Annotated in this window: 12 protein-coding genes; 1 reads left to right on the top strand and 11 read right to left on the bottom strand. The window is 60.6% G+C overall.

Translation table 11 applies throughout. The annotated features are described in order from the left end of the window. Positions 1 to 12: 12 nt before the first annotated feature. The 11 genes from E0E20_RS06260 to E0E20_RS13900 form a co-directional block, all read right to left on the bottom strand. On the bottom strand, positions 13 to 1,968 hold the full coding sequence (locus E0E20_RS06260) for a polysaccharide biosynthesis protein (protein ID WP_242622682.1): 1,956 nt from the start codon (positions 1,966 to 1,968) through the stop codon (positions 13 to 15). After that, on the bottom strand, positions 1,961 to 4,921 hold the full coding sequence (locus E0E20_RS06265) for an O-antigen ligase family protein (protein ID WP_130837352.1): 2,961 nt from the start codon (positions 4,919 to 4,921) through the stop codon (positions 1,961 to 1,963). Before E0E20_RS06265 ends, E0E20_RS06260 begins: the two co-directional genes overlap by 8 nt. Further along, positions 4,918 to 6,672: a DUF6020 family protein gene (locus E0E20_RS06270; protein WP_130837353.1), complete on the bottom strand. Its 1,755-nt coding sequence runs from the start codon at positions 6,670 to 6,672 to the stop codon at positions 4,918 to 4,920. The genes E0E20_RS06265 and E0E20_RS06270 overlap by 4 nt, the downstream gene beginning before the upstream one ends. Then, on the bottom strand, positions 6,669 to 8,273 hold the full coding sequence (locus E0E20_RS06275) for a GNAT family N-acetyltransferase (protein ID WP_130837354.1): 1,605 nt from the start codon (positions 8,271 to 8,273) through the stop codon (positions 6,669 to 6,671). Before E0E20_RS06275 ends, E0E20_RS06270 begins: the two co-directional genes overlap by 4 nt. 25 nt (positions 8,274 to 8,298) lie before the next feature. Continuing rightward, positions 8,299 to 10,278, bottom strand: coding sequence for a hypothetical protein (locus E0E20_RS06280; protein ID WP_130837355.1), 1,980 nt, complete (start codon positions 10,276 to 10,278; stop codon positions 8,299 to 8,301). 6 nt (positions 10,279 to 10,284) lie between these two features. Next, complete coding sequence (gene rffA / locus E0E20_RS06285; protein WP_130837356.1) at positions 10,285 to 11,421, bottom strand: dTDP-4-amino-4,6-dideoxygalactose transaminase; 1,137 nt, start codon at positions 11,419 to 11,421, stop codon at positions 10,285 to 10,287. Continuing rightward, the gene (locus tag E0E20_RS06290) at positions 11,418 to 13,196 is read right to left on the bottom strand and encodes a hypothetical protein (RefSeq protein ID WP_130837357.1); all 1,779 of its coding nucleotides are present in this window, start codon (positions 13,194 to 13,196) and stop codon (positions 11,418 to 11,420) included. The genes rffA and E0E20_RS06290 overlap by 4 nt, the downstream gene beginning before the upstream one ends. Beyond that, positions 13,189 to 14,325, bottom strand: coding sequence for an acyltransferase (locus E0E20_RS06295; RefSeq protein ID WP_165444009.1), 1,137 nt, complete (start codon positions 14,323 to 14,325; stop codon positions 13,189 to 13,191). The genes E0E20_RS06290 and E0E20_RS06295 overlap by 8 nt, the downstream gene beginning before the upstream one ends. Before the next feature lie 62 nt (positions 14,326 to 14,387). Continuing rightward, a complete protein-coding gene (locus tag E0E20_RS06300; protein WP_130837359.1) occupies positions 14,388 to 16,145 on the bottom strand; it encodes an ABC transporter ATP-binding protein in 1,758 nt (585 codons plus the stop codon). Positions 16,146 to 16,346: 201 nt separating this feature from the next. Further along, the gene (locus tag E0E20_RS06305; RefSeq protein ID WP_130837360.1) at positions 16,347 to 17,438 is read right to left on the bottom strand and encodes a lipooligosaccharide sialyltransferase; all 1,092 of its coding nucleotides are present in this window, start codon (positions 17,436 to 17,438) and stop codon (positions 16,347 to 16,349) included. Positions 17,439 to 17,609: 171 nt separating this feature from the next. Beyond that, complete coding sequence (locus tag E0E20_RS13900; protein WP_165444010.1) at positions 17,610 to 17,891, bottom strand: hypothetical protein; 282 nt, start codon at positions 17,889 to 17,891, stop codon at positions 17,610 to 17,612. 168 nt (positions 17,892 to 18,059) lie between these two features. On the opposite strand from E0E20_RS13900, the gene E0E20_RS06310 reads away from it, so the two are divergent. Next, positions 18,060 to 19,541 carry an MBOAT family O-acyltransferase gene (locus tag E0E20_RS06310; protein WP_130837361.1) on the top strand — a complete coding sequence of 494 codons (1,482 nt, stop codon included), beginning with the start codon at positions 18,060 to 18,062 and terminating at the stop codon, positions 19,539 to 19,541. The last annotated feature ends 58 nt before the right edge of the window (positions 19,542 to 19,599 follow it).

Below are 19,599 nucleotides of genomic sequence, written 5' to 3' on the forward strand. Positions count from 1 at the left end.
GTATGAAAGCCGTCAGGCGCATCCCCCGGACCCGCCCGTCTGCCCGGACGCTTCCCCGGATGCCGCCCGCTCCCGCTCCTGCTCTGCGCGGTGCTCCTCCGGCGATTTGTAGGTTGGAACAATCGCCCGCACATACGAGCGGATATCCGGCGACTCATTTTCGGCCGCCGCTTTCAGCTCCTCCAGCTCCTTAAAGAAGCGGGACTCGTCGATTTCAATCGGTCTGCCGATATGAATCTGCCGGTTCGCCGTATCCCGCATGCCCTCCTCTTTCATGAGCATCTCTTCATAGAGCTTCTCCCCGGGCCGCAGGCCGGTAAAGCGGATCTCGATATCCTCGCCGACCCGGTAGCCGGACAGACGGATCAGGTTTTCCGCAAGATCAAGAATCTTCACCGGCTCGCCCATGTCAAGAACGAAGATCTCGCCGCCCATCGCGTAGGCCCCCGCCTGCAGAACCAGCGAGACGGCCTCGGGAATCGTCATGAAATAGCGGATGATCCCCGGGTCCGTGACCGTAACCGGGCCGCCCGCGGCGATCTGACGGCGGAACAGCGGAATGACCGAGCCGTTGCTGCCAAGCACATTTCCGAAGCGGACCGCGACAAACTTCGTCCCCTCATACTTCCGGTTGAACGTCTGTATAATCATCTCGCAGATCCGCTTGCTGGCGCCCATGATGTTCGTGGGGTTCACCGCCTTGTCCGTCGAGATCATGACAAAGGTCTTCGTGCCGCTCTGCGCCGCCGCCGCGGCGGTTTTCCACGTGCCGAGGACATTGTTTTTGATCGCCTCGCAGGGACTTGCCTCCATCAGGGGCACATGCTTGTGCGCTGCCGCGTGGTAGACGATGTCCGGGCGGTAATGCTCAAAGATCCAGTTCATCCGCTGCGTATTCCGCACCGATGCGATCAGCACCGTAAGGTTCAGCTCCGGATTCCGGAGAAGAAGCTCCTGCTGAATGTCGTAGGCGTTGTTCTCATAAATATCCACAATGATGAGCTGCTTCGGCCTGTGCCCCGCGATCTGGCGGCAGAGCTCGCTGCCGATGGACCCGCCGCCGCCCGTCACCAGCACCACCTTGCCGCTGACATAGCCGAGGATGGAATCCAGATCCACCGCGACCGGCTCACGCCCCAGCAGATCCTCTACCTCCACGTCGCGGAGCTTGCTGACGTTGACCTCGCCGTTCACGAGCTGATACATGCCCGGCAGCGTCCTCACCTTGCAGCCCGTCCGGCTTGTGATGGCGAGGATTTCCTTCATCTCCGCACGGGAGACGCTGGGCATGGCAATGATGATCTGATCGATGTCATAGAGCGCGGCATACTCCGCGATGCGGTCCCGCCCGCCGACCACCTTGATTCCTTGAATATAGCGTCCCCATTTTCCCTGATCGTCGTCGATGATGCAGCGGATGACCATGGTCGAGAAATGACTGTTGATGATCTCCTTTACGATGATGTTCGCCGCCTCTCCCGCGCCGATAATCATGACCGAGATGCTGTTCGTCCGGTTCTCCCGCTTATGCTTGCGCGAGCGCAGGTAACGGTAGGAAAAACGGCTGGTAAATTCAAAGGCGATCAGAAAAAAAACATACAGAAAATAGTAGCTCTGCGGCACCGGCTGGTTGTCCTCGATGCGGAAGAGCTGGAGCAGCAGCACGTTTCCCACGCCGGACAGCACGCAGGAGAGCACCAGATTCTGGAGCTCGGTCTCGCCCGCATAGGCCCAGAGGCTGTGATACATGCGAAAGGCCCAGAACAGCGCCAGCGTCATCGCGAGATTGACCGGCAGAAAATTGCGGATCGGGTTCATGAACTCCGCGGGGATGTGATCCACATGGAACTCATACCGCACGAGGATCGCAAGAAAGCTCGCCAGAATCACACTGATGATATCGTAAATGATCAGCGCGGTGCGCCGCCAGAACAGTTTGTAATTAAAGGGCTGCGGTCTGTTATGCAAACGAATTTCCTCCGGAGGATTCTTCCTCATTTCCGGCGCTCTGCTTTTCTCCGGAGCCGTCCCGTACAAGGAGCGGCGCCGCCGTGAACAGGAGCAGCATGGTCAGCGGATTTGAGAACTGGAACACCCATTCCACCATGCCCGCCATCGCGAAGCCGACCGCCGCCGCCATCGGCAGCAGTCCGTCCGGGTCTCCCCGGTCTTTGCCGTAACTATAATATATTGCGCCCCGAATAAATGTCAAAAGCAAGACGGCGGCAAACAGAATCCCCACCGGGATCCCGTGATCGTAGGCCGCCTGCAGGAACGTATTGTGCGCATGGACGGCAGGCTCCCCGTCCTCCAGCTCCGCGTTCATGGTATCATGCCCCGTCATGTTGAGCTCCGCAAGATACGCCCGCCATATCGCCGTGCGGCCGTTGGAATAATCGTCTCTGTCTTCCGCTTCCGCTCCGGGCGGCACGCCCTCTCCTCCGGCGGCTCCGTCGTCTTCCGCTTCATGAGAGAGCCGCGCCCCGCCGTTCTCCCCGCCAGCCGACGCAAGGAGCGCCGCGGCCCGCACCGTCACACGGCTCTTCGGGAGAAAAAGCCCCGGAGGAGGGGACGAAAACTTCCCCAGATATCCCTCGTTCAGATCCGGTCCTATCGTCTCCTCAACGGGAATTTCCCTCCCCTTGTAGTAGTCGTAGGAGCCCTCCTCGAGCCCGAGCATCTTGCTTCCGAACACCTGCGCAAAGCGCTCGATGCACATGTAATACATGGAATCCCAGTGCCGGCCCCGCAGAACGGCATCCGGGTATTTCTCAATCGCAAAGGTCCGCGGCGAACCGTTCACGGTGGAAAGAATGCGCTGCATGGTGAACACCGCCGGGAACGCCAGAAGCACGGAGCAGATCATGGCGGAGAGAAACACCGCAAGGCGCCGGCAGAACATCGCCGCCGGGCCGGGAACCGTCGCTCCGGGAATCGCCGCGCCGCGCGCCGCTCCTCCGCGCACCGATCCCCCTCCCTGCATCCTCCGCCGCCCGAGAGACGCCGCGGGGAGCAGAACCATGGCCATCACGAGAACAGCAATCACGCCGGTTCTCGACATTGTAAACAGCAGGTAGACGGAGGCCGTCGCAAAAAGCGCCGTCTCTTTCCAGCAAAGGGCAAGGGCCCGGCGAAACGGCTCCCCCTCCGCGCGCCGCAGCGCCGTGAGAAAACGTCCCATAACCACCGCCTCAACCAGTGTCAGATACTCGGCCGTGATCGTGACCGTGTGAAAATTCATGGCAAAGCGCGTAAAAATAAATGAGAGAAACAGGCGGTGCGCCATACAGTAGACGACCATGACGACAAACTGAAGACAGACGCCGCCGCTGACAATGCGGAACCAGCGCGCCCGGTCCTCCCGAAAGCAGTACCGCACAAAAAGCATGACAAAGGCCACAGCAAACAAAACCGGCCACCATCGGGTATTGCGCCGGAGCACCAGCGCCGCGAGAAGAGCCGCCGCCGGGAGCGCGTACCACAGACAGAGCCGGAGCTTTCCCCCGCACCTGCCGCGCGCCGCAGCTCCCGCCAGATCTCCTGCAAGAAGAAGCAGCACCGGCACGGCCAGAATCAGCACCAGAATACCGGCGCGGAGTGCCGCCCGCTGTATATCGGAATCCTCTCCCTGCAGACCGGCCGCATGAGTGAAATACCAGAACATCCCCGTCGGCGCGGCGCAAAAAAGCCACGCGCCGATCCATTTCCGGAGGAGCCTCTCCCACGACCATGAAAACAGAAGCATCAGAAGAAACGCGGCCGCCATGCGCCGCTCGAAGAGCATATGCTCATAGTCCGAAAGCGCATTCATGTAATCGCAGCCGTACTGTATCACCAGCGCGACCATCAGCGTCTCCATACCGCAGCGGAGCTCTCCCGCAAGCCGCGGCGCCTGCGTGCGCTTCCGGCTGTCCCTGACCGCCTGCTCCGCCGGCCTGTGCCACAGCGCATACAGAGCGGCCAGCACGGTGATCACAATGCCGCACAGATAGAGCAGATTATCCGCCGCGCGGTCATCAAACAGGCGCATCGGCCAGACCGCAATGCAGGCCGCAAGGCCGGCGGCGGCAAGAAGCGGCGTCAGCACGGCGCGCAGGAAGCGGCGCGGTGTAGTGAATATATTCCATGTCGGGCGGAAGCGGAACAGAAGCTCCGTGAGCGCCGCGGCCGCCGCTCCCAGAAGCACCGCCGTCAGAAGAAGCGCTGCGGAAAAAAACGGGCCGGGCTTTTCTTTCCATGTAAAGCTCATCAGCATCAGATAGCCGTCGAGCACCGTATCCGACAGGGACGCTCTCTGCTCCTCCCCGCTGTCCGATACCATATAGCTCCGATAGATTGACGCCTGAATCCCCGCGCTCTCCTCCACCGGAACGCCGAGCCCCACCCGGAAGCTCTCCGGGAGCGCCGGAGCCTCCGCCGCCGCGCTCTCCTCTGCCCTTTCCTCCGGCGAGGCGGAGGCCAGCGCTTTCTGCCTGTCGGTGACGGCCGTGAGCATGACATAATACTGCGTGCCCGGAACCGTATCGACATCCGCCGGCACCGTGACCCAGCCCGGCATCACCGGCGGCTCCGAGACAAATTCCTTGGCGATGACGGAGGACTTTCCGTCCGCGCCCACCTCGTACAGAACGGCCATCACATACGGCAGCTCATTCCACTCCGCCGCATAGAAGCGCAGCGCCTCCAGATGCGTTCCCTCCGCAAGAAAAAAGCTGCCCGCATCAAGCCCCGGCCGCAGCTCCTTAGAAACGCCGGCGAGATCCTGCCCCTGCGCATGCACGGCATAGCCTGTGACATGCTCCGTCCGCCATCTGCCAAGCGGCCCGAAAAACCAGACGGACAAAAGCACAAGAACAGTAATGAATGCAAAGCAGGCTGTTTTCAGCGAAATCTTTTTTTCCAGCATAATCCTCCGGATCATAAGCCTTTCTCCGTCTCTTCTCCAAAGAACGCCCCCGCGGCCAGCGGCAAAAGAAACCAGAGCCAGACCACATACCGCGGCAGCGAGCAGGGCCCGAGAAGCACGGTGAGCCAGACAAGACCCGCCGGGAGAAAGGCCTGCGGAGCGCCGTATCTCCGCATGTCGAGACAGCCGAACATCAGGTACAGCGTGAGCCAGAAGAGAAAGCCCGGCGACAGAAGCCAGTGCAGCACCGGGATTTTCTGCGCCCGCACATCGAGAGAGAAGAAGCGGAAAAGGCTCTCCAGCCGCGGAGCGAGGGACTTCCGGATGCCGGGAACCTCCGTCTCAAAGCCGAAGTAAGAGCTGTCCCCGTAAGTAAACGTAAATACGCCGTTTCCCTTATAACAGTCGATCACCGCCTCCGGATACCAGAAGCCGTAGGAGGTCATGAACCACGCGTTCAGATAACCCGCCGGATGCTGCAGGCCCTTGCGGAGCCAGAGCATCGCGTATTCGCCGCGCCGCTCCTCATAGACCCGGTTGTTGAAATAATATTTAACCGGGTCCGAGAGCTTCGGCCTGTAATTTTTCCAGCTTTTTTCCGGCATCAGGGCCAGCATGAGAGCCCGCTCCTCCTCTGTGAAGCTCTTCTCATCATACACAAAGGTTCTCGCAAGCTGCTGAATCGGGACGGTGAGGATCTCCTGATGCTCTGTATTGACTGTCCTGGTCAATCCGGCCATTCCCCAGTTCATCCCCAGCGCGGCGAGGATCGGCGTCAGGGAGCAGACCGCCGCCAGAAGAACCCGGCGTCCTCCCCGCCGGTTCCAGAAAAGAAAAAAAAGCAGGAACACAGCATAGGCATAGAGTGCGTTGTAACGCAGCAAAAGCATCAGAGACGCTGCAAGAATAAACAGAAGCCTGCGCCGTTTCGATCCCATGAGCCATTCGGGATCCCGGAAAAAACGCAGCAGCATCGCCGTCACCACCGCAAGCGCCGCACCGAAGAGGCCATCCTTGCAGCTGCAGAGGACAAACATGCTCACGGTTGGCACAAACGCCAAAAAAAGGCAGGAAATGACCCGCAGCGCGCGCGGGCAGCGAACAGCCCGCAGCGTCTCCAGCACATAGACAAAGGCCCCGGCGATCAGCATCATCTGCACCGCACTGTAAACAAAAATACCGGCATTCCATGAGCCTGTGAGCTTATGCACCGCCGTCACCGTTCCGCCCATGAAAAGCACATGCAGGAGCGGATGATGCGTCGTAAAGCGGCGCGTCAGTACCATATTCAGCTCTTCCTGCGCATCGTAGACAAAAAAGCCCGGAAAGACGGCAAGAAGCACCAGCAGATAAGAGAGACAGAGGAACCCCCAGACAAAAAGCCGCCGCTCCCACGCAGGCAGGGCGTCCCAGCGCCCCCACAGCGTCCCGGCATGCCGGCCGCGGCGCTTTCCGCCGCGTCTCTCGCTGCCTGAATACTCCCGCCGTCTCCCGCAGAACGCCTCGCAGAGCGCCCAGCCCGCGGGAGCGAGAATGGCGGTAAACATGCCCAGAAAGAGCATATTCCGCCACAGCCGCTGATCGTTAAACGGTATGCTGCCGTATTTTTCGAGCTTCCGGCCGATCATGAAAAAGAACGCGAAGAGCCCGCCGTACACCGCGCCGAGCACATAGCTCCGGCGGCTCCGGTACAGAAAAGCCTCCCATATGGCGGCCTGCCCCCTGTGCCGCCCGGAATCTTCCCTTGTCCGCTGCTCCTTTGTCATGGCCGTTCCTCATGCCCCGTCCTGTCGTCGACCCCCTCCTGCTCCGTGGTTTCCCGGATCACATACTGGGGCGCGCGATTGACGGAAATATAGGTTCTCCCGATATACTCGCCTGCCATGCCCAACATCAGAATCGTCATGCCGCCGAAAAAGACAATGGCGGACATCAGCGCGGAAAAGCCGACCGGCACGCCGGGATTGACGATTTTTTTCACAACGGTATACACGCCGTAAAGTATTCCCAGCACCGCCGAGACGGACCCGACCGCGGTCGCAAAGCGCAGCGGCTTAATCGAAAATGCCGTAAAACCGTTCATCCACAGCGAGAGCAGCTTTGTCACCGTATAGCCGCTCTCCCCCATCACCCGCGCCCGGTGATGCACCGGAACATTGACGATATTGGTCGTCGTGCGCAGCACAAGACCGATCAGATAGGGGTAGCTGTTCTCATAGCGCAGCATCTCGAGCGCCACATAGCGGCGCATGGCAAAGTAGCTGGACACATACAGCTCCTTTGGCTTGCCGAGCAGACGGTGCGTCATCTCCTCATTCATCCGCGTCCCGAAATTCCGGAAGCCGCCGTGCTGCTTGTGATCGTAGCGGGCGTAGACCACGTCCGCTCCCTCCTCGATCGCGGCCAGCAGCTTTCCCGCCTCATCGGGCGGCGTCTGCCCGTCGTCGTCGAGACAGACGATGCGGTCGCCCGCCGCCGCGCGGATCCCCGCCATCAGCGCCGCGTGCTGACCGAAATTCCGGGCAAGACAGATGCCCCGCCGCTTCACGGCCGGCGCGCCGCCGCCCGGGAGAGCCGTCCCGACCGCCGCGGCCTCATCGCTCTCCCGGCAGAGCGCCCGGATCGTATCCCACGCCGCGCCGCCGCAGCCGTCGTGCACCATGATGATCTCCGCCGCGTAGCGGGGAAGGGTTTGCATCGTCGCCTCGATCTCGGCCACCACCCCCGAAAGCGTCGCCTCGCAGTGGTAGCAGGGAATCACAAAGCTGACAAGGAAGCGCGCCGCGCCGCCGGATGCGGCCGCCGGTCCCTCCGGAAACGGCGTGATATCCTCCGGGCGGATCTCCAGAAGATACATGTCCTGTCGGCCCCCGTCCGAGCACTCCACGTCCTCCAGAAGTCCCGTCCGCCGGTACCCCGCCCTCTCGTTGCTTTGAAGCGAGGGGATATTGTCCGTGAAAATGCGGCAGATGATGCGATCCACCGGAAACGCGCCAAAGGCCCAGCGCATCCCGACCCGGATCGCCTCCGTCCCGAAGCCTTTCCCCGCCGCATCGTCCTCGCCGATGAAAAGCCCGTACTCGATTTCCCGGAGCTCCCGGTTCAGATCCTGAAACACCATGCAGCCGATGGCCCGGCGCTCCCCGCCTCGCTCGTCCTTTTCGCAGATCATGAGCTGTGTCTTTCGCCCCGTCTCGATCTGCGTGCGGAAGTATTCCTCCTGCCCCTCGAGCGTAAAGGCCTCCCGGTACACGTAGCGCTCCCGGACACGTCCGTTGTTTCTCCACCGGACGACGCGCCCACAGTCTTCAAGCGTCATGGGGCGAAGCGCGATGCGCGGCCCCTCCGCGACAAAAGGTTCTCTCATCTGTCTCTCCCGTACTCTCTGCAGTCTACTCCGCGTTCACCGCGATCCGGTAGACTTCCCATGCCCCGCCGATCTCATCCGTCTTTTCCGGCATGACCGAAATTCCCCGGAATTCATACCAGTCTGTAAGCCAGCTCATATCGCCGCCCGTTTCGATCACAAAAAAGACCGTGTCTCCGGAGATCAGCGCCGACGCCATATCCTCACAGCCAAGGGCCGCGAGCTTCTTTCTCCAGAGAGGGCTCCCGCAGACCCAGCCGCCCGCCAGATCATAGTTTGCCGGCCGTCCGGATCCGGAAAAGGCGCGGTTCTCTCCGAACATTTTTTCCGAGTAGGCGACCGTAGACATCACATCCGTGAAATAGACGTTCTCCGGATGCTCCGCGCAGTAGTCCATGTACGTCTCGCGGGGCGCATTGACCGTCCCGCGGTACATCGCCTCCTCCCTGACGCTCCGGAGCGCCGACGGGAGAAACAGCAGTCCCGCGGCAAGGAGCAGAAGCTCCGCAATTCTCCGATCCGTCCCGGACTCCGCGGGCGCATCCGAATCCAACGCCTCATCCGGACCCGCGGACGCATCCGAATCCGCCGCCGTATCGGTCAGCCTCTCCGGCTTCCCCCGGCGCCCGAAGCGCTGTACCAGCCCGAAGAGGATCACAAACTCCGTAAAATAGAGGCTGTGCGTGATCCGCACCGGCGCACGCTCGCCGTAAAGGATGAAACCCCAGAGCGAGGAGCGGGCGGCAAACAGCAGAAGCCCGGAAAAAACAATCCGGAGAAGCACCGCCGGCCGTCTGTCGCGGAGATAGTCGGACGCCCCCATGAGAAGCAGGAGGACGTAGCCGCCAAGCACCAGCAGATTATACGGCCGGTCCGCCTCTCCGAGCAGATGATCCGCACTGTTCCAGAGCATGTTCCGAAACGCCGCGGAAACGCTCCGCCCGGAATGCCACCGCATCCCGGCGTACCCTGCGACCGCCTCGAGCCGATCCGCGTCAATGCTCTCATCAAGGCCGAAATTATAATTCTCAAGGAGAGCCGCCTGCTCCCCGCTCAGCCCGAGCAGCTCATAGGCGGCCTCGTTCCCTGCATAGGGCGGCACATGGTAGTAGTCGTAGAGCTCCGTCCGGGCGTCAAAGAAGCGCCGGAACGTGCGCCACTCCCCGCTCCGGTACGCGGCGGCGTCCGCAGCCCGCCCCGCGCCCAGTCCGAGCGCCATGAGAAGAAGCACAAGGCCGATCCCCGCGAGCGTTCTGCCCCGCAGGCAGTCCCGGAGCTTCCTCTCCCCCGCGCTTTGAAAGACGCCGAAGAGCGCCGCGACAAGCACAAGAGGCAGAAGAAGAAGCATCATCTCCGAACGGAGAAGATAGCCCGCAAAAATAAGAAGCAGCGACGGCAGGCAGGCTTTGACAAAGCCCCTCAAATATTCTCTGAGCCCCCGGCTCTCCTCCGTCCCGGGCAGGCGCATTGTCTGAAACAGAAAGGCCGCCGCCGCGGCGAGCATGCCGCAGGTCACGGTGTACTGGACATATACCAGATGCCAGAGCTGCATGACAAGGAGCGGAACAAGGAGGGCTGCCGCAGAAAGACATACAGAACGAATATCCCGCCTCCGTGCCGGCCGCTCCAAACGCTCGGGAGCGGGCTCCAGCAGACGCCGGAGAACCAGATACAGCGCGCCGAACTGAAAGAAAAGCAGAACCGCGCCGTATATGTCAAAGCGCCTGGCCGCTCCCCCGAGGCTCTGCGCCGCGCGGTACAGTCCCGCAATCAGCGCGGAAATCGGATAGAGCATCTGGATATTGTGCGTCTCCGGCGCCCCCGTGTAGCCTCCGGACAACAGCTCTTTCATCATGACATCGTCATTGAGATCGAACCAGAAATCATGAAATACCGCCAGCGCCGTCCACAGCGCCGCCGTCGCCGCAAACGCGCACAGTCCCGGAAAGAAACGCTTTCCCCGCCGGCCGTTATTCCGCTGTTCCCGTGCCGCATCCTCTGCCATACCCGGTCACTTCTCCTGATAAAAATTCTTCAGCGCGGTGCAGATGACATGCACCTGCTCCTCCGTGAGCTGATGGAACATCGGCAGACGCAGCAGACGCTCACTCTCCCGCGTCGTGTACTCATCCTCGCCGTGGAAGCGGCCGAAGCGGAGCCCCGCGGGGGACGAGTGCAGAGGAATATAATGAAAGACGGCATAGACGCCGTTCTCTTTCAAAAACGCGATGAGCCGCTGCCTCTCCTCGAGATCCTTTGTCTTAATATAGAACATATGCGCGTTGTTGGTGCAGCCCTCCGGAATCACCGGCAGCTCGATTCTTCCGGCCTCCGCAAGAGGAAGAAGCTCCCGGCGGTACTGCTCCCAGCGGTCGATGCGGCTCTTTTGTATCTCATCCGCGACCGTGAGCTGCGCGCAGAGATACGCCGCGTTCAGCTCGCTCGGCAGATACGAGGAGCCGTAATTCATCCACGTGTATTTGTCGATCTCCCCGCGGAAATATTTGCTCCGGTTCGTCCCCTTTTCCCGCAGTATCTCCGCATCCTCGACGCGGTTCCTATCCTGTATGAGAAGAGCGCCGCCCTCGCCCATGGAGAGATTCTTCGTCTCATGAAAGCTGTAACAGCCGAACGCACCGATGGTCCCCAGCGCTCTCCCGCGGTAGAAGGACATGACGGCCTGCGCCGCATCCTCGATCACGATAAGCCGGTGCCGCCGCGCAATATCCATGATCGCGTCCATCTCACAGGCGACGCCCGCATAATGCACCAACGCGATCGCCCGGGTTCTGTCCGTGATCGCCGCCTCGATCTTCCGCTCGTCGATGTTCATCGTGTCCGGCCGGATGTCGACGAAGACCGGCACCGCGCCGCGGAGCACAAAGCAGTCCGCGGTCGACACAAAGGTAAAGCTGGGCATGATGACCTCCGCCCCCGCCTCGATCCCGGACAGATGCGCGGCCATTTCCAGCGCATGTGTGCAGGATGTCGTGAGTAGAGCGCGGGCGGTCCCGGTCCGTTCCTCGATCCACCGGCTGCACCGCTCCGTAAACTCGCCGTCTCCGCTGATTTTATGATTGCCCTCCGCCGCCATGCGGAGATATTCCATTTCCGGTCCTGCATAGGGAGGGGTATTAAACGGTATCATCTCTGACTGCCACCTTTCTTTTCTCTGTGCCCCACCGGCACCATTACAGTATACTCCTCATCCGCGTCGGTTTCCTCATACTCTCCCGCCGCAAGAAAATTCCGCAGAAGCTCCCGCTTCCCGGGCGAGGACACCGATTCCGTCTCCGTCCTGTGCACGATGACGACCGGAAGCTCTCCGGAGGATGCAAGCAGCGAAAGCTCCGCCTCCATCTCCCCGGACGGATAGCTGTCAAGGTCGGGCCACGTCGTCGAGAGCGACGGCTCCATGCCGAATATGACATGCAGCCCCGGCGCATTTCCGAAGACGATCAGCTTCTCCCCCGTAAGCTCCTGCTCCCGGAGCCGCTCCCCGAGAGCCGACAGCGACGCCGCATTTGCCGGCGTCGTGTACATGCCGTTCAAATACGGGATCCCGCCGGTCCTCGCCTGCCGGAGCGTGCCGTCCGTTCCGTCTCCGAACGCGAAGCGCAGGTGGAACAGCCCGCCCTGCACAAACACCGCGCACACCACCGCAAGAGCCATGGCAAACCATGCAAAGTCGGTGCGCCGGCGCCGCCTGAAGACCCGATAGCGCCGCAGCAGCCAGAGCGTGAACGGCGCAATGAGAAAAAGGCAGTTCAGCACCGGAAACGTATAGTTGTTGGAACCGAGCGGAAGAATCAGGATCTGAACCAGAACCTCCGCCGCGAGGAAGCGCTCCCCCGGGTCGGCCAGCCCGGCACCCGTCATGCACAGCGCCGAAAGCAGCGCCGACAGAAGCACAAACAGCATCGCCCACTCGAACATGCACCAGTAGTCCTGATAATTCGCCGTAAACATCCCTCTGCCATAGAGAAAGCGGACCAGCACCGCGATTCCGGCAAGATATACCGCCCGGCTAAGCCGCGGAAAGCGGCGGGCGGCGGGAAGAGCGAGCATCACCGCCCCCATCGCCGCGCAGGAGACGAGAATCGCCGCCCAGCGCAGAGAATGAAGATAGGCGCTCAGCGGATCGCGCAGCATCGACGCGAGCGTATAGTCCGAGGCCGAGGCCGTCATGCCAAAGAGCGCCGGAATCATGCCGAAATACGCGGACGCCCCGTAGCGGAGTACCGCGCCCGAAGCCCCCGAAAGAAAGCCGGCCGCATAGCCCGCCATGCAGAGCCCCGTTTCCCGCAGAACCACTCGCCGCGCCCTCCCGGTGACGGCCGCGAAGAACCAGAACGCCAGAATGAGAGCCGCCTGCGTGAGATTGGCAAAGCGCACCGTCACATTCAGTCCGAGACAAAGGCCCGCAAGAACAAACCAGCGCTTTTTCTCCGGCACCGCCGTCACGGCAAGAAACAGAAAGAGGCTCCCCAGCGTCAGCAGAAAATAGCTCAGATAATTATACAGAATGACCGTCGGGCACCAGCACAGGCTCTCGGCGAGAAACAGGCCCAGAAAGAGCATCCAGCCCGGCATGAGCCGGCGCAGCACTCCGTAGACGCCAAGCGCCGCCGCCGACACGGCAAGCGAGCTCAGCACATTCATTCCAAGGAGCGTGTCCCCGCCCGGGAGACGCGTGAGGAGCCCCCCCGCCGCATTGGCAAGATAGGTCGCAAAGAACCATGTGCTCCCCCGTCCTCCGCCGAGATAGACATAATTGCCGAGGCTGTACGTCGCGTCCGCCACATCGATGCCCTGATTTGCCGCCGCCATGGGCCACAGAAAAAGGATCACCGGCAGAACAAAGGCTTCGGCAGACCTCTGATATTTTTTCAAAAAGAGAAAAATACGTTGTATGTTATTCACGCTTTCTTCCGCTCATTTCCGTCCTGTCAAAGAGTCCGTCCAGCCTCTCCAGCGCCCGCGCCGCCCACGTCCGGGACAAAGCCCGTCCGACACGCGAAAACAGGACGCTGCGGATCCCGTCGGCGGCAAGGCAGCACAGGTAGAGCACAAGCACGCAGCCGAGCATGTGCAGGGGGAGGAGGATTCCCTGCGGCACGGGCCCAAAGAGCTTTTCGAGCGCCCCCGTCCACCGGTCGCGGATGTCGATGTTCTCATGAATGAGATACACACCCAGCGTAAGCGGCGCGGCGCGGCGGATCAGAGCCGCCGCAGCCCCCTCCGGCACCCGCAGGAGCCGGAACCATGCAAACAGACCGAGCGCCGCCGTGAAGCAGAGAATGAAATTGTAGTGAAACGGCACCTCTGCATAATAAAGAAGCGAGCCGCGGACATACGCGATGTGATGAAGAAGCACCGACAGCAGCCAGATCCCCGCCGCGCTCCCGAAATACAGGACCGCCGCCCGCCGGGGATCCTCCAGCCGGGGAAGTCCGTAGCGGCGGATATATCCCGCCGTGAGATACAGCACAAAAAACCAGCCGGCATCATAGCCGAAGCGGTCGGAGGTCAGGCGGACCGGACTGAGGCTCGGCAGGAACGAATAAAAAAAGAGAAGACAGAGGATGAGCGCCCGGAGCTGCTTTTCCGTAAGCGCATCCAGCCCCGCATTGAGAAGCGGCGCAAAGAGATACAGTATCACGTAGGCCGTAATGAACCAGTATGACTCCATCGACACGGGGAACAGATAGAACCACGCCGACCACACGCCTCTGCCCGACAGCGGAATCCCGATCGCCGAAAGACAGACGGGAATCAGCAGTGCATAAAAAAGGATCTCCGCGAGCAGCAGGAAAATTCTGCGGAAGCGGAAGCGCGACGCCGACAGAAAATATCCCGTGATCAGCACATAGAGATTCACCGCCGCAATGCACAGGGCCTCGAGGAAATTCCCCAGAAGCTGCACGCCGCTCCCCGGGAGCCGCACATCGGTCAGAGCCTCTGCGTGCGGGAGGTAGTGCAGGCAGACCACCATCAGCATCGCGAGAAGACGCAGCAGTTCAAAATTGGCCATCCGTCTGGTATCCGGCAAAGCGATCCTCCTTTCGTCCGCCTCTGTCATTCACGCCCGCCCTGCGTCATTCACACCCGACGTCACCGCTCCGCCACGAGCTTCTGCCCCTGCACGCGGTAGACCAGATCGCACTTCTCTATCGTCTGAAGACGGTGCGCAATGATAAGAAGCGTCTTTCGTCCGTGGAGGCGGTTGATCGAGTCCATGATGGCTGCCTCCGTCTCGCCGTCCAGCGCCGACGTCGCCTCATCCAGAACCAGCACCTCCGGATCCTCGTACAGCGCGCGGGCAATCCCAATGCGCTGCCGCTGACCGCCGGAGAGACGGATGCCGCGCTCGCCGATCTCCGTATCCAGTCCGTCCGGGAGGGAACGCACATGCCCGTCGAGCTGCGCCTCCCGCAGCGCCGCCCACACCTTATCGTCGTCGATCTCGTCATCCGCACAGCCGAATGCCACATTCCGCCGTATCGTCGTGTCCAGCATGAAGATAGTCTGCGGGATATAGCCGATGTTTTTCAGCCACTCCGCATAGTGCTCCCGCACCTCGACGCCGTCCGCGAGAATGCTGCCGCTCTCCGGCGCAAGAAGCCCCAGCATGATGTCGACGATGGTCGTCTTGCCGGCTCCGGAGGCCCCGACGATGCCGATGGATTTTCCCACCGGAAAGACCACCTCCGCGTCCCGGAAAATATAGCTCTCGGAATTCGGATAATGATAGCTGATATGCTCCATGCGGATTTCCCGGCGCACCGGGAGCTTTTCCACATGGCGCTTTCTGCGGTAATCCTCCGAGCGGTAGGAAATGCCGGCGTCATGGATCTCCTGCTGCAGATTATCGCTGACGTTATCGAGAAAGGGCTCGAAATAGGCGATCGACGTCGTGTAATTGTTGATCCGGTTGGCCGACGGAAGAAGCCGCACCGCCGCCGCCGCAAGGACGGAAACCTGCGCGACCATCTCCGTAAGGCTCGTCTGCCCCATCAGCATTTCGGCCAGCATGTAGAGCACCAGCCCCGCGATGGCGACCGTTTCGATCAGAAGCCGCGGCGTCGAGTTGTACAGGCTGTACTTCTGCACCGCATTCACATAACCTGCCCCGCAGTCGGCATAGGAATTGATAAAATAGCGTTCCTTGCCCGCGACCTTGATTTCCTTGATGCCGATGACCGACTGATCGATCCACTTGTAAAGCCCGGCGTAATAATCCTGATTGTCCTTGCCCGCACGGATCATGACCGGCTTGATGAAACGGCGCACGAGGAACAGCACCCCCATAAGGAGCGCCGCGATGGTGAGCGTCATTCCCGCGTCGATAAGGAGCAGCACCGTCACAAGAAAGGCAAACACAATGAGCTCGCTGGTGAGCTGGAGCATCGTCAGAATCAGCGCGTATACATTGTTGATGTCCGAGGTGATGTTCCGCTGAATGACCGCGGTGTCGGCATTCAGATAATATTCATAGGGCCGCATCATAAAATTGATCATCATGCGGTTGCTCGTCTCAAACTGGTTGGTGTAGATAAATTTCAGCTGGAGCTTCTGCTGCAGAAACAGGAAAAGATTCTTGACCAGAAAGACGACGGCCAGCGCCGCCATCATGACGACGGCAAACTGACGCGTGCTCTGCAGGCCGAGCGCGCGGTAAAGATCGCCCATGCGGTACTTGTTTTCCGCCAGCGCTCCGGGGTCGACCACCGTGGTCATGATCGGTACGACCAGCGCGACGCCCAGCGTCTCGAGAACCGCTCCCGCCAGCATCATGCAGAGAAGAAACGCCATGCGCATCTTCTGCTCCCGGTCGAGAATCAGGTTGATTTTTCTCAGTTTTGCAAGCATATCGCTGTCGCTGCCTCCGAAGCCGCGCCGCCTGCATGAGCGAGCCGCAAGGCGGCTGCGGATGAGGCGCCGAATAGATACATTATTTTAGCATGAAAGCCCGGATCGTGCATGCAGGGCACCGAAGTATTCCCGTCGGAGCCATCGGACCGCGGTCTCCCTTTTGAGCTCCCTGCCGGTTCCCTGCGCCGCAGTCCTTTCTTATATCTGCTCGTTCTGCCGGTGAATTTCCGGCGTTTCGTAGCGATCCATGAAGTCGTCCCCGAGATACCGCTTTTCCTTTGCGCAGCGGAGCGAGGAGGGCACGGTATAGACCGTCACGACGCGGTCAAAGCACAGCCCGTCTATGAAGTTCAGCACCTCCATCGGGAAAAAGGCGTCGAGCACAAGGCAGTCCGCAAATTCCGGGTCTGAGGCATAGTCCAGAAGATCCCGGGGGTGAGGCTTGATCACGATCTGCGCCGCTCTCCCATCCGCTCCGCCGTTCTCCCGGATCAGATCGAGAAAGAGCCGCTTTCTGTCCCCCAGATCCGGAAGCAGCGGCTCCGTGAGAACAAGAACCAGCGGCCGGTCTGAGCGCGCCGCCTCCGCGAGCGTCTGATCCAGCGCACTGCGGTTTTCGAGAAAAAGACGCGTAAGCCGCTCCCTGTCCTCCCCGGTCAGGGCCTCCGCCAGCTCCTCCCGCCGCTTCTCAATATACTTCAGGCAGGGATACGGAAGAACGGAGATGTCATTCACCTCCATATCGATGCAGTACCGGCTCCAGCCGTTCTGAATGAAAATCCATCCTCTGGCCGCCATCCACGCTTTCAGCGCAAAACACCCGCGGTTGTCGAAGCGTGCCGTGTCATAATAGCGGATGCAGTCTAGGCCGTCCTCCAGCGCATGGTAGCGGATCCGGTTCCCGGCAAGGTAGTAGCCGATGGGGTCGGAGTCGCAGTAGACGTAAATATCGCGGTATTCCCGGAAATCCACGGGCACAAAGGGCGCCTCCAGCTCGGCATAGCGGCGGCAGAAGCGGATTCTCCGAAGCATGTTGCAGAGAAGATTTCCGCTGTCCTCTTTCAGACGAAGAAGCTCCGGGAACGTTTCGTAGCTTCTCTCGTCGAACAGAACGACCTCCTCGAAAATCCCGCTCTCCCGGGCCCGCGAGGGCAGGTCCCGGAAATCGCTCGACATCCGCGACAGAACGAGCGCCGCGCCGCCCCGGCGCTCCTCCGGGAGCGTCAGCTCCTTAAGGCAGGTGACATATACATGATAATATGTATGACAGACATAGATCCGGTCTTTCATCGCTCTTTTTCCCCTTGCGGCAGCATGTGCCCGCCGGAATTTATTCTATCATATGAATCATCATGCCGAAGCATTTATCATACCGAAGCACTTTCGTGCGAGGCTCGCGCCGTAAAAGCACCCTGTACCGGCGGTTTTGTAGCCGAACGGATTTCGGATGCTTTCAGGATTTCAGCAGCGCCCCGGCACACAGGAACGGCGGCAGAGAGTCCTCCCTGCCGCCGTCGCGTTGCTCTTGCCTCGCCCTTGATAAGCTGCCGCCGCATTATTTCCGCCCCGTGTTTTGATTCGCTCCCGTCGGGCCCTCCTGCCCTGCACGCAGGACCAGCCCTTTCTGTTCCGGTCGATCCGAATGTCCTCAAAGCCCGCCGCGGCCAGAAAATCCCGGAGCAGCTCGGACCGCGTCTCACGGATGTTAGAAATAACTAACTCTTTTCGTGGAAAGTAAAGCATAAAAATATCCGAAGCGCAAGAAAAATTCTGTTCTCCGTATGCTCTGTAATTCAGGAAGCGCCGCAGGAAAAGTGAAAAGTCGCTTTTCCATCCGCTCCCGTGGAAGACCGGTGCAGATTCTGCTATTCTTTTATATTAGGATTACCGCCCGAAAGGAGCCTCGCGCGCATGAATTTTCTGGATCCCGTTTTTCTCTTTTTTTTCCCTGCGGCATTCGCCGCCGTGCATGCGACGCCCCGCAGGTACCGCTATCTTCCCCTCCTCGCCGCGAGCTGTCTGTTCTATGGCTGGAGGACGCCCGCTGTCACGGTAATCCCCCTGCTCTGTACCGTCTGGACATGGGCAGGAGGCGCGGCGCTGGGAAAGGCGATGCAGGCAGAGGCGGAGGGCAGAGCTTTTCCGTTTCTGTTTTCTCCGAATGTCCTCTTCCGCTTCTTTTTCCTGTCGAATATTCTTCTTCTCGCCGTGTTCAAATACGCGGGCTTTTTTTCTGCCGCGCTCGGGTGTCCCCTTGATCTTGCGGCGCCCGTCGGTCTGTCCTTTTATATTTTTCAGTCCTCCGGCTACCTCGGCAGCATCCGGCGCAGGGAGCTTCCGCCCGAGCGGAATATTCTCCGCTACGCCGCGTTCGTCTCTTTCTTCCCAACGCTCCTCTCCGGGCCCATTCAGCGCGCCCCGGAGCTTCTTCCACAGCTTCAGGGCAAGAGCCGCACGGCGCCCCCGGATTACCGCACAGGCTTTCTTTTATTCCTCTGGGGAATCTTCGGCAAGCTCGTCGTCTCGGCAAAGCTCTCCGCCGTCACCTCGGCGGTATTCGCCTCCCCGGACAGCTTCTCCGGCGCCGCCTGTCTCCTCGCGGCCATTCTGCTCTCATTCTATATTTATGTTGATTTCGCCTCCTACTCCGATATCGCCGCCGGCTGCGCCTGTATGCTCGGCTTTCCTGTCGGCGCGAATTTCCGCACGCCGTTCCTTTCCTCCTCCCTGAAAGAGTTCTGGAACCGCTGGCATATTTCCCTGAACCGCTGGTTCATTGAAAATGTCTACATTCCCCTCGGAGGAAGCCGGAAAGGCGCGCTTTGCCGGTACCGGAACGTTCTTTTCGTATTTCTCCTGTCCGGCGCATGGCACGGCTCGGCAGGGCACTTTGTCGTCTGGGGCGGTCTGAACGGCGCGGCCATGATTCTTGAAGAGCTCCTCGCCTCTGCGCTCCGGAAAAAACAGTCCGTCATCGAAGCTCCGGAAAGCGGCGGGCGGCTCTCCTCCGCGCTGCTCCTCTGGCTTCGCCGGCTGGCGGTACTGCTTGTCGTCTCGCTGAATTTCATCTTCTTCGGCGCGGCCTCCGTCCGCGATGCGCTCCGTTTCCTCGCACGCATTCTCTCGATCCGCCTGCCGGACATCACCGGCTTTATGCCGACGAGCCTGTTCGGCTGGGACCGGAACGTCATGTACCAGACCGCCGCGGCTTTTCTGTTCTTCCTGCTGGTGCAGTACCAGCGGCATGAGGAGGGTGCGGCGCTGCGCCGTTTCCAAAGGCTCCCGGCCGTTCTCCGGCATATGCTGCCCGCCGTGATTCTGACGCTCTGCATTTTTGCGGCCTGCGCCCAGACCGCCCGGACGAACACGGCGTTCCTGTATTACCGGTTCTGATTCCGCGCCACTCCCGGTTCCTCATTTTCACTAAATGATTCTGAATAAATACTAGGAA

The sequence above is a fragment of the Lachnoclostridium sp. Marseille-P6806 genome (assembly GCF_900625025.1).
Lineage (GTDB): Bacteria > Bacillota > Clostridia > Lachnospirales > Lachnospiraceae > CAG-791.

Excerpts from the sequence above, each read along its gene's own strand:
- E0E20_RS06265 (WP_130837352.1), bottom strand. The coding sequence starts at position 4,921 with ATGATCCGGAGGATTATGCTGGAAAAAAAGATTTCGCTGAAAACAGCC.
- E0E20_RS06270 (WP_130837353.1), bottom strand. The coding sequence starts at position 6,672 with ATGACAAAGGAGCAGCGGACAAGGGAAGATTCCGGGCGGCACAGGGGG.
- E0E20_RS06275 (WP_130837354.1), bottom strand. The coding sequence starts at position 8,273 with ATGAGAGAACCTTTTGTCGCGGAGGGGCCGCGCATCGCGCTTCGCCCC.
- E0E20_RS06280 (WP_130837355.1), bottom strand. The coding sequence starts at position 10,278 with ATGGCAGAGGATGCGGCACGGGAACAGCGGAATAACGGCCGGCGGGGA.
- rffA (WP_130837356.1), bottom strand. The coding sequence starts at position 11,421 with ATGATACCGTTTAATACCCCTCCCTATGCAGGACCGGAAATGGAATAT.
- E0E20_RS06300 (WP_130837359.1), bottom strand. The coding sequence starts at position 16,145 with ATGCTTGCAAAACTGAGAAAAATCAACCTGATTCTCGACCGGGAGCAG.
- E0E20_RS06305 (WP_130837360.1), bottom strand. The coding sequence starts at position 17,438 with ATGAAAGACCGGATCTATGTCTGTCATACATATTATCATGTATATGTC.
- E0E20_RS13900 (WP_165444010.1), bottom strand. The coding sequence starts at position 17,891 with ATGCTTTACTTTCCACGAAAAGAGTTAGTTATTTCTAACATCCGTGAG.
- E0E20_RS06310 (WP_130837361.1), top strand. The coding sequence starts at position 18,060 with ATGAATTTTCTGGATCCCGTTTTTCTCTTTTTTTTCCCTGCGGCATTC.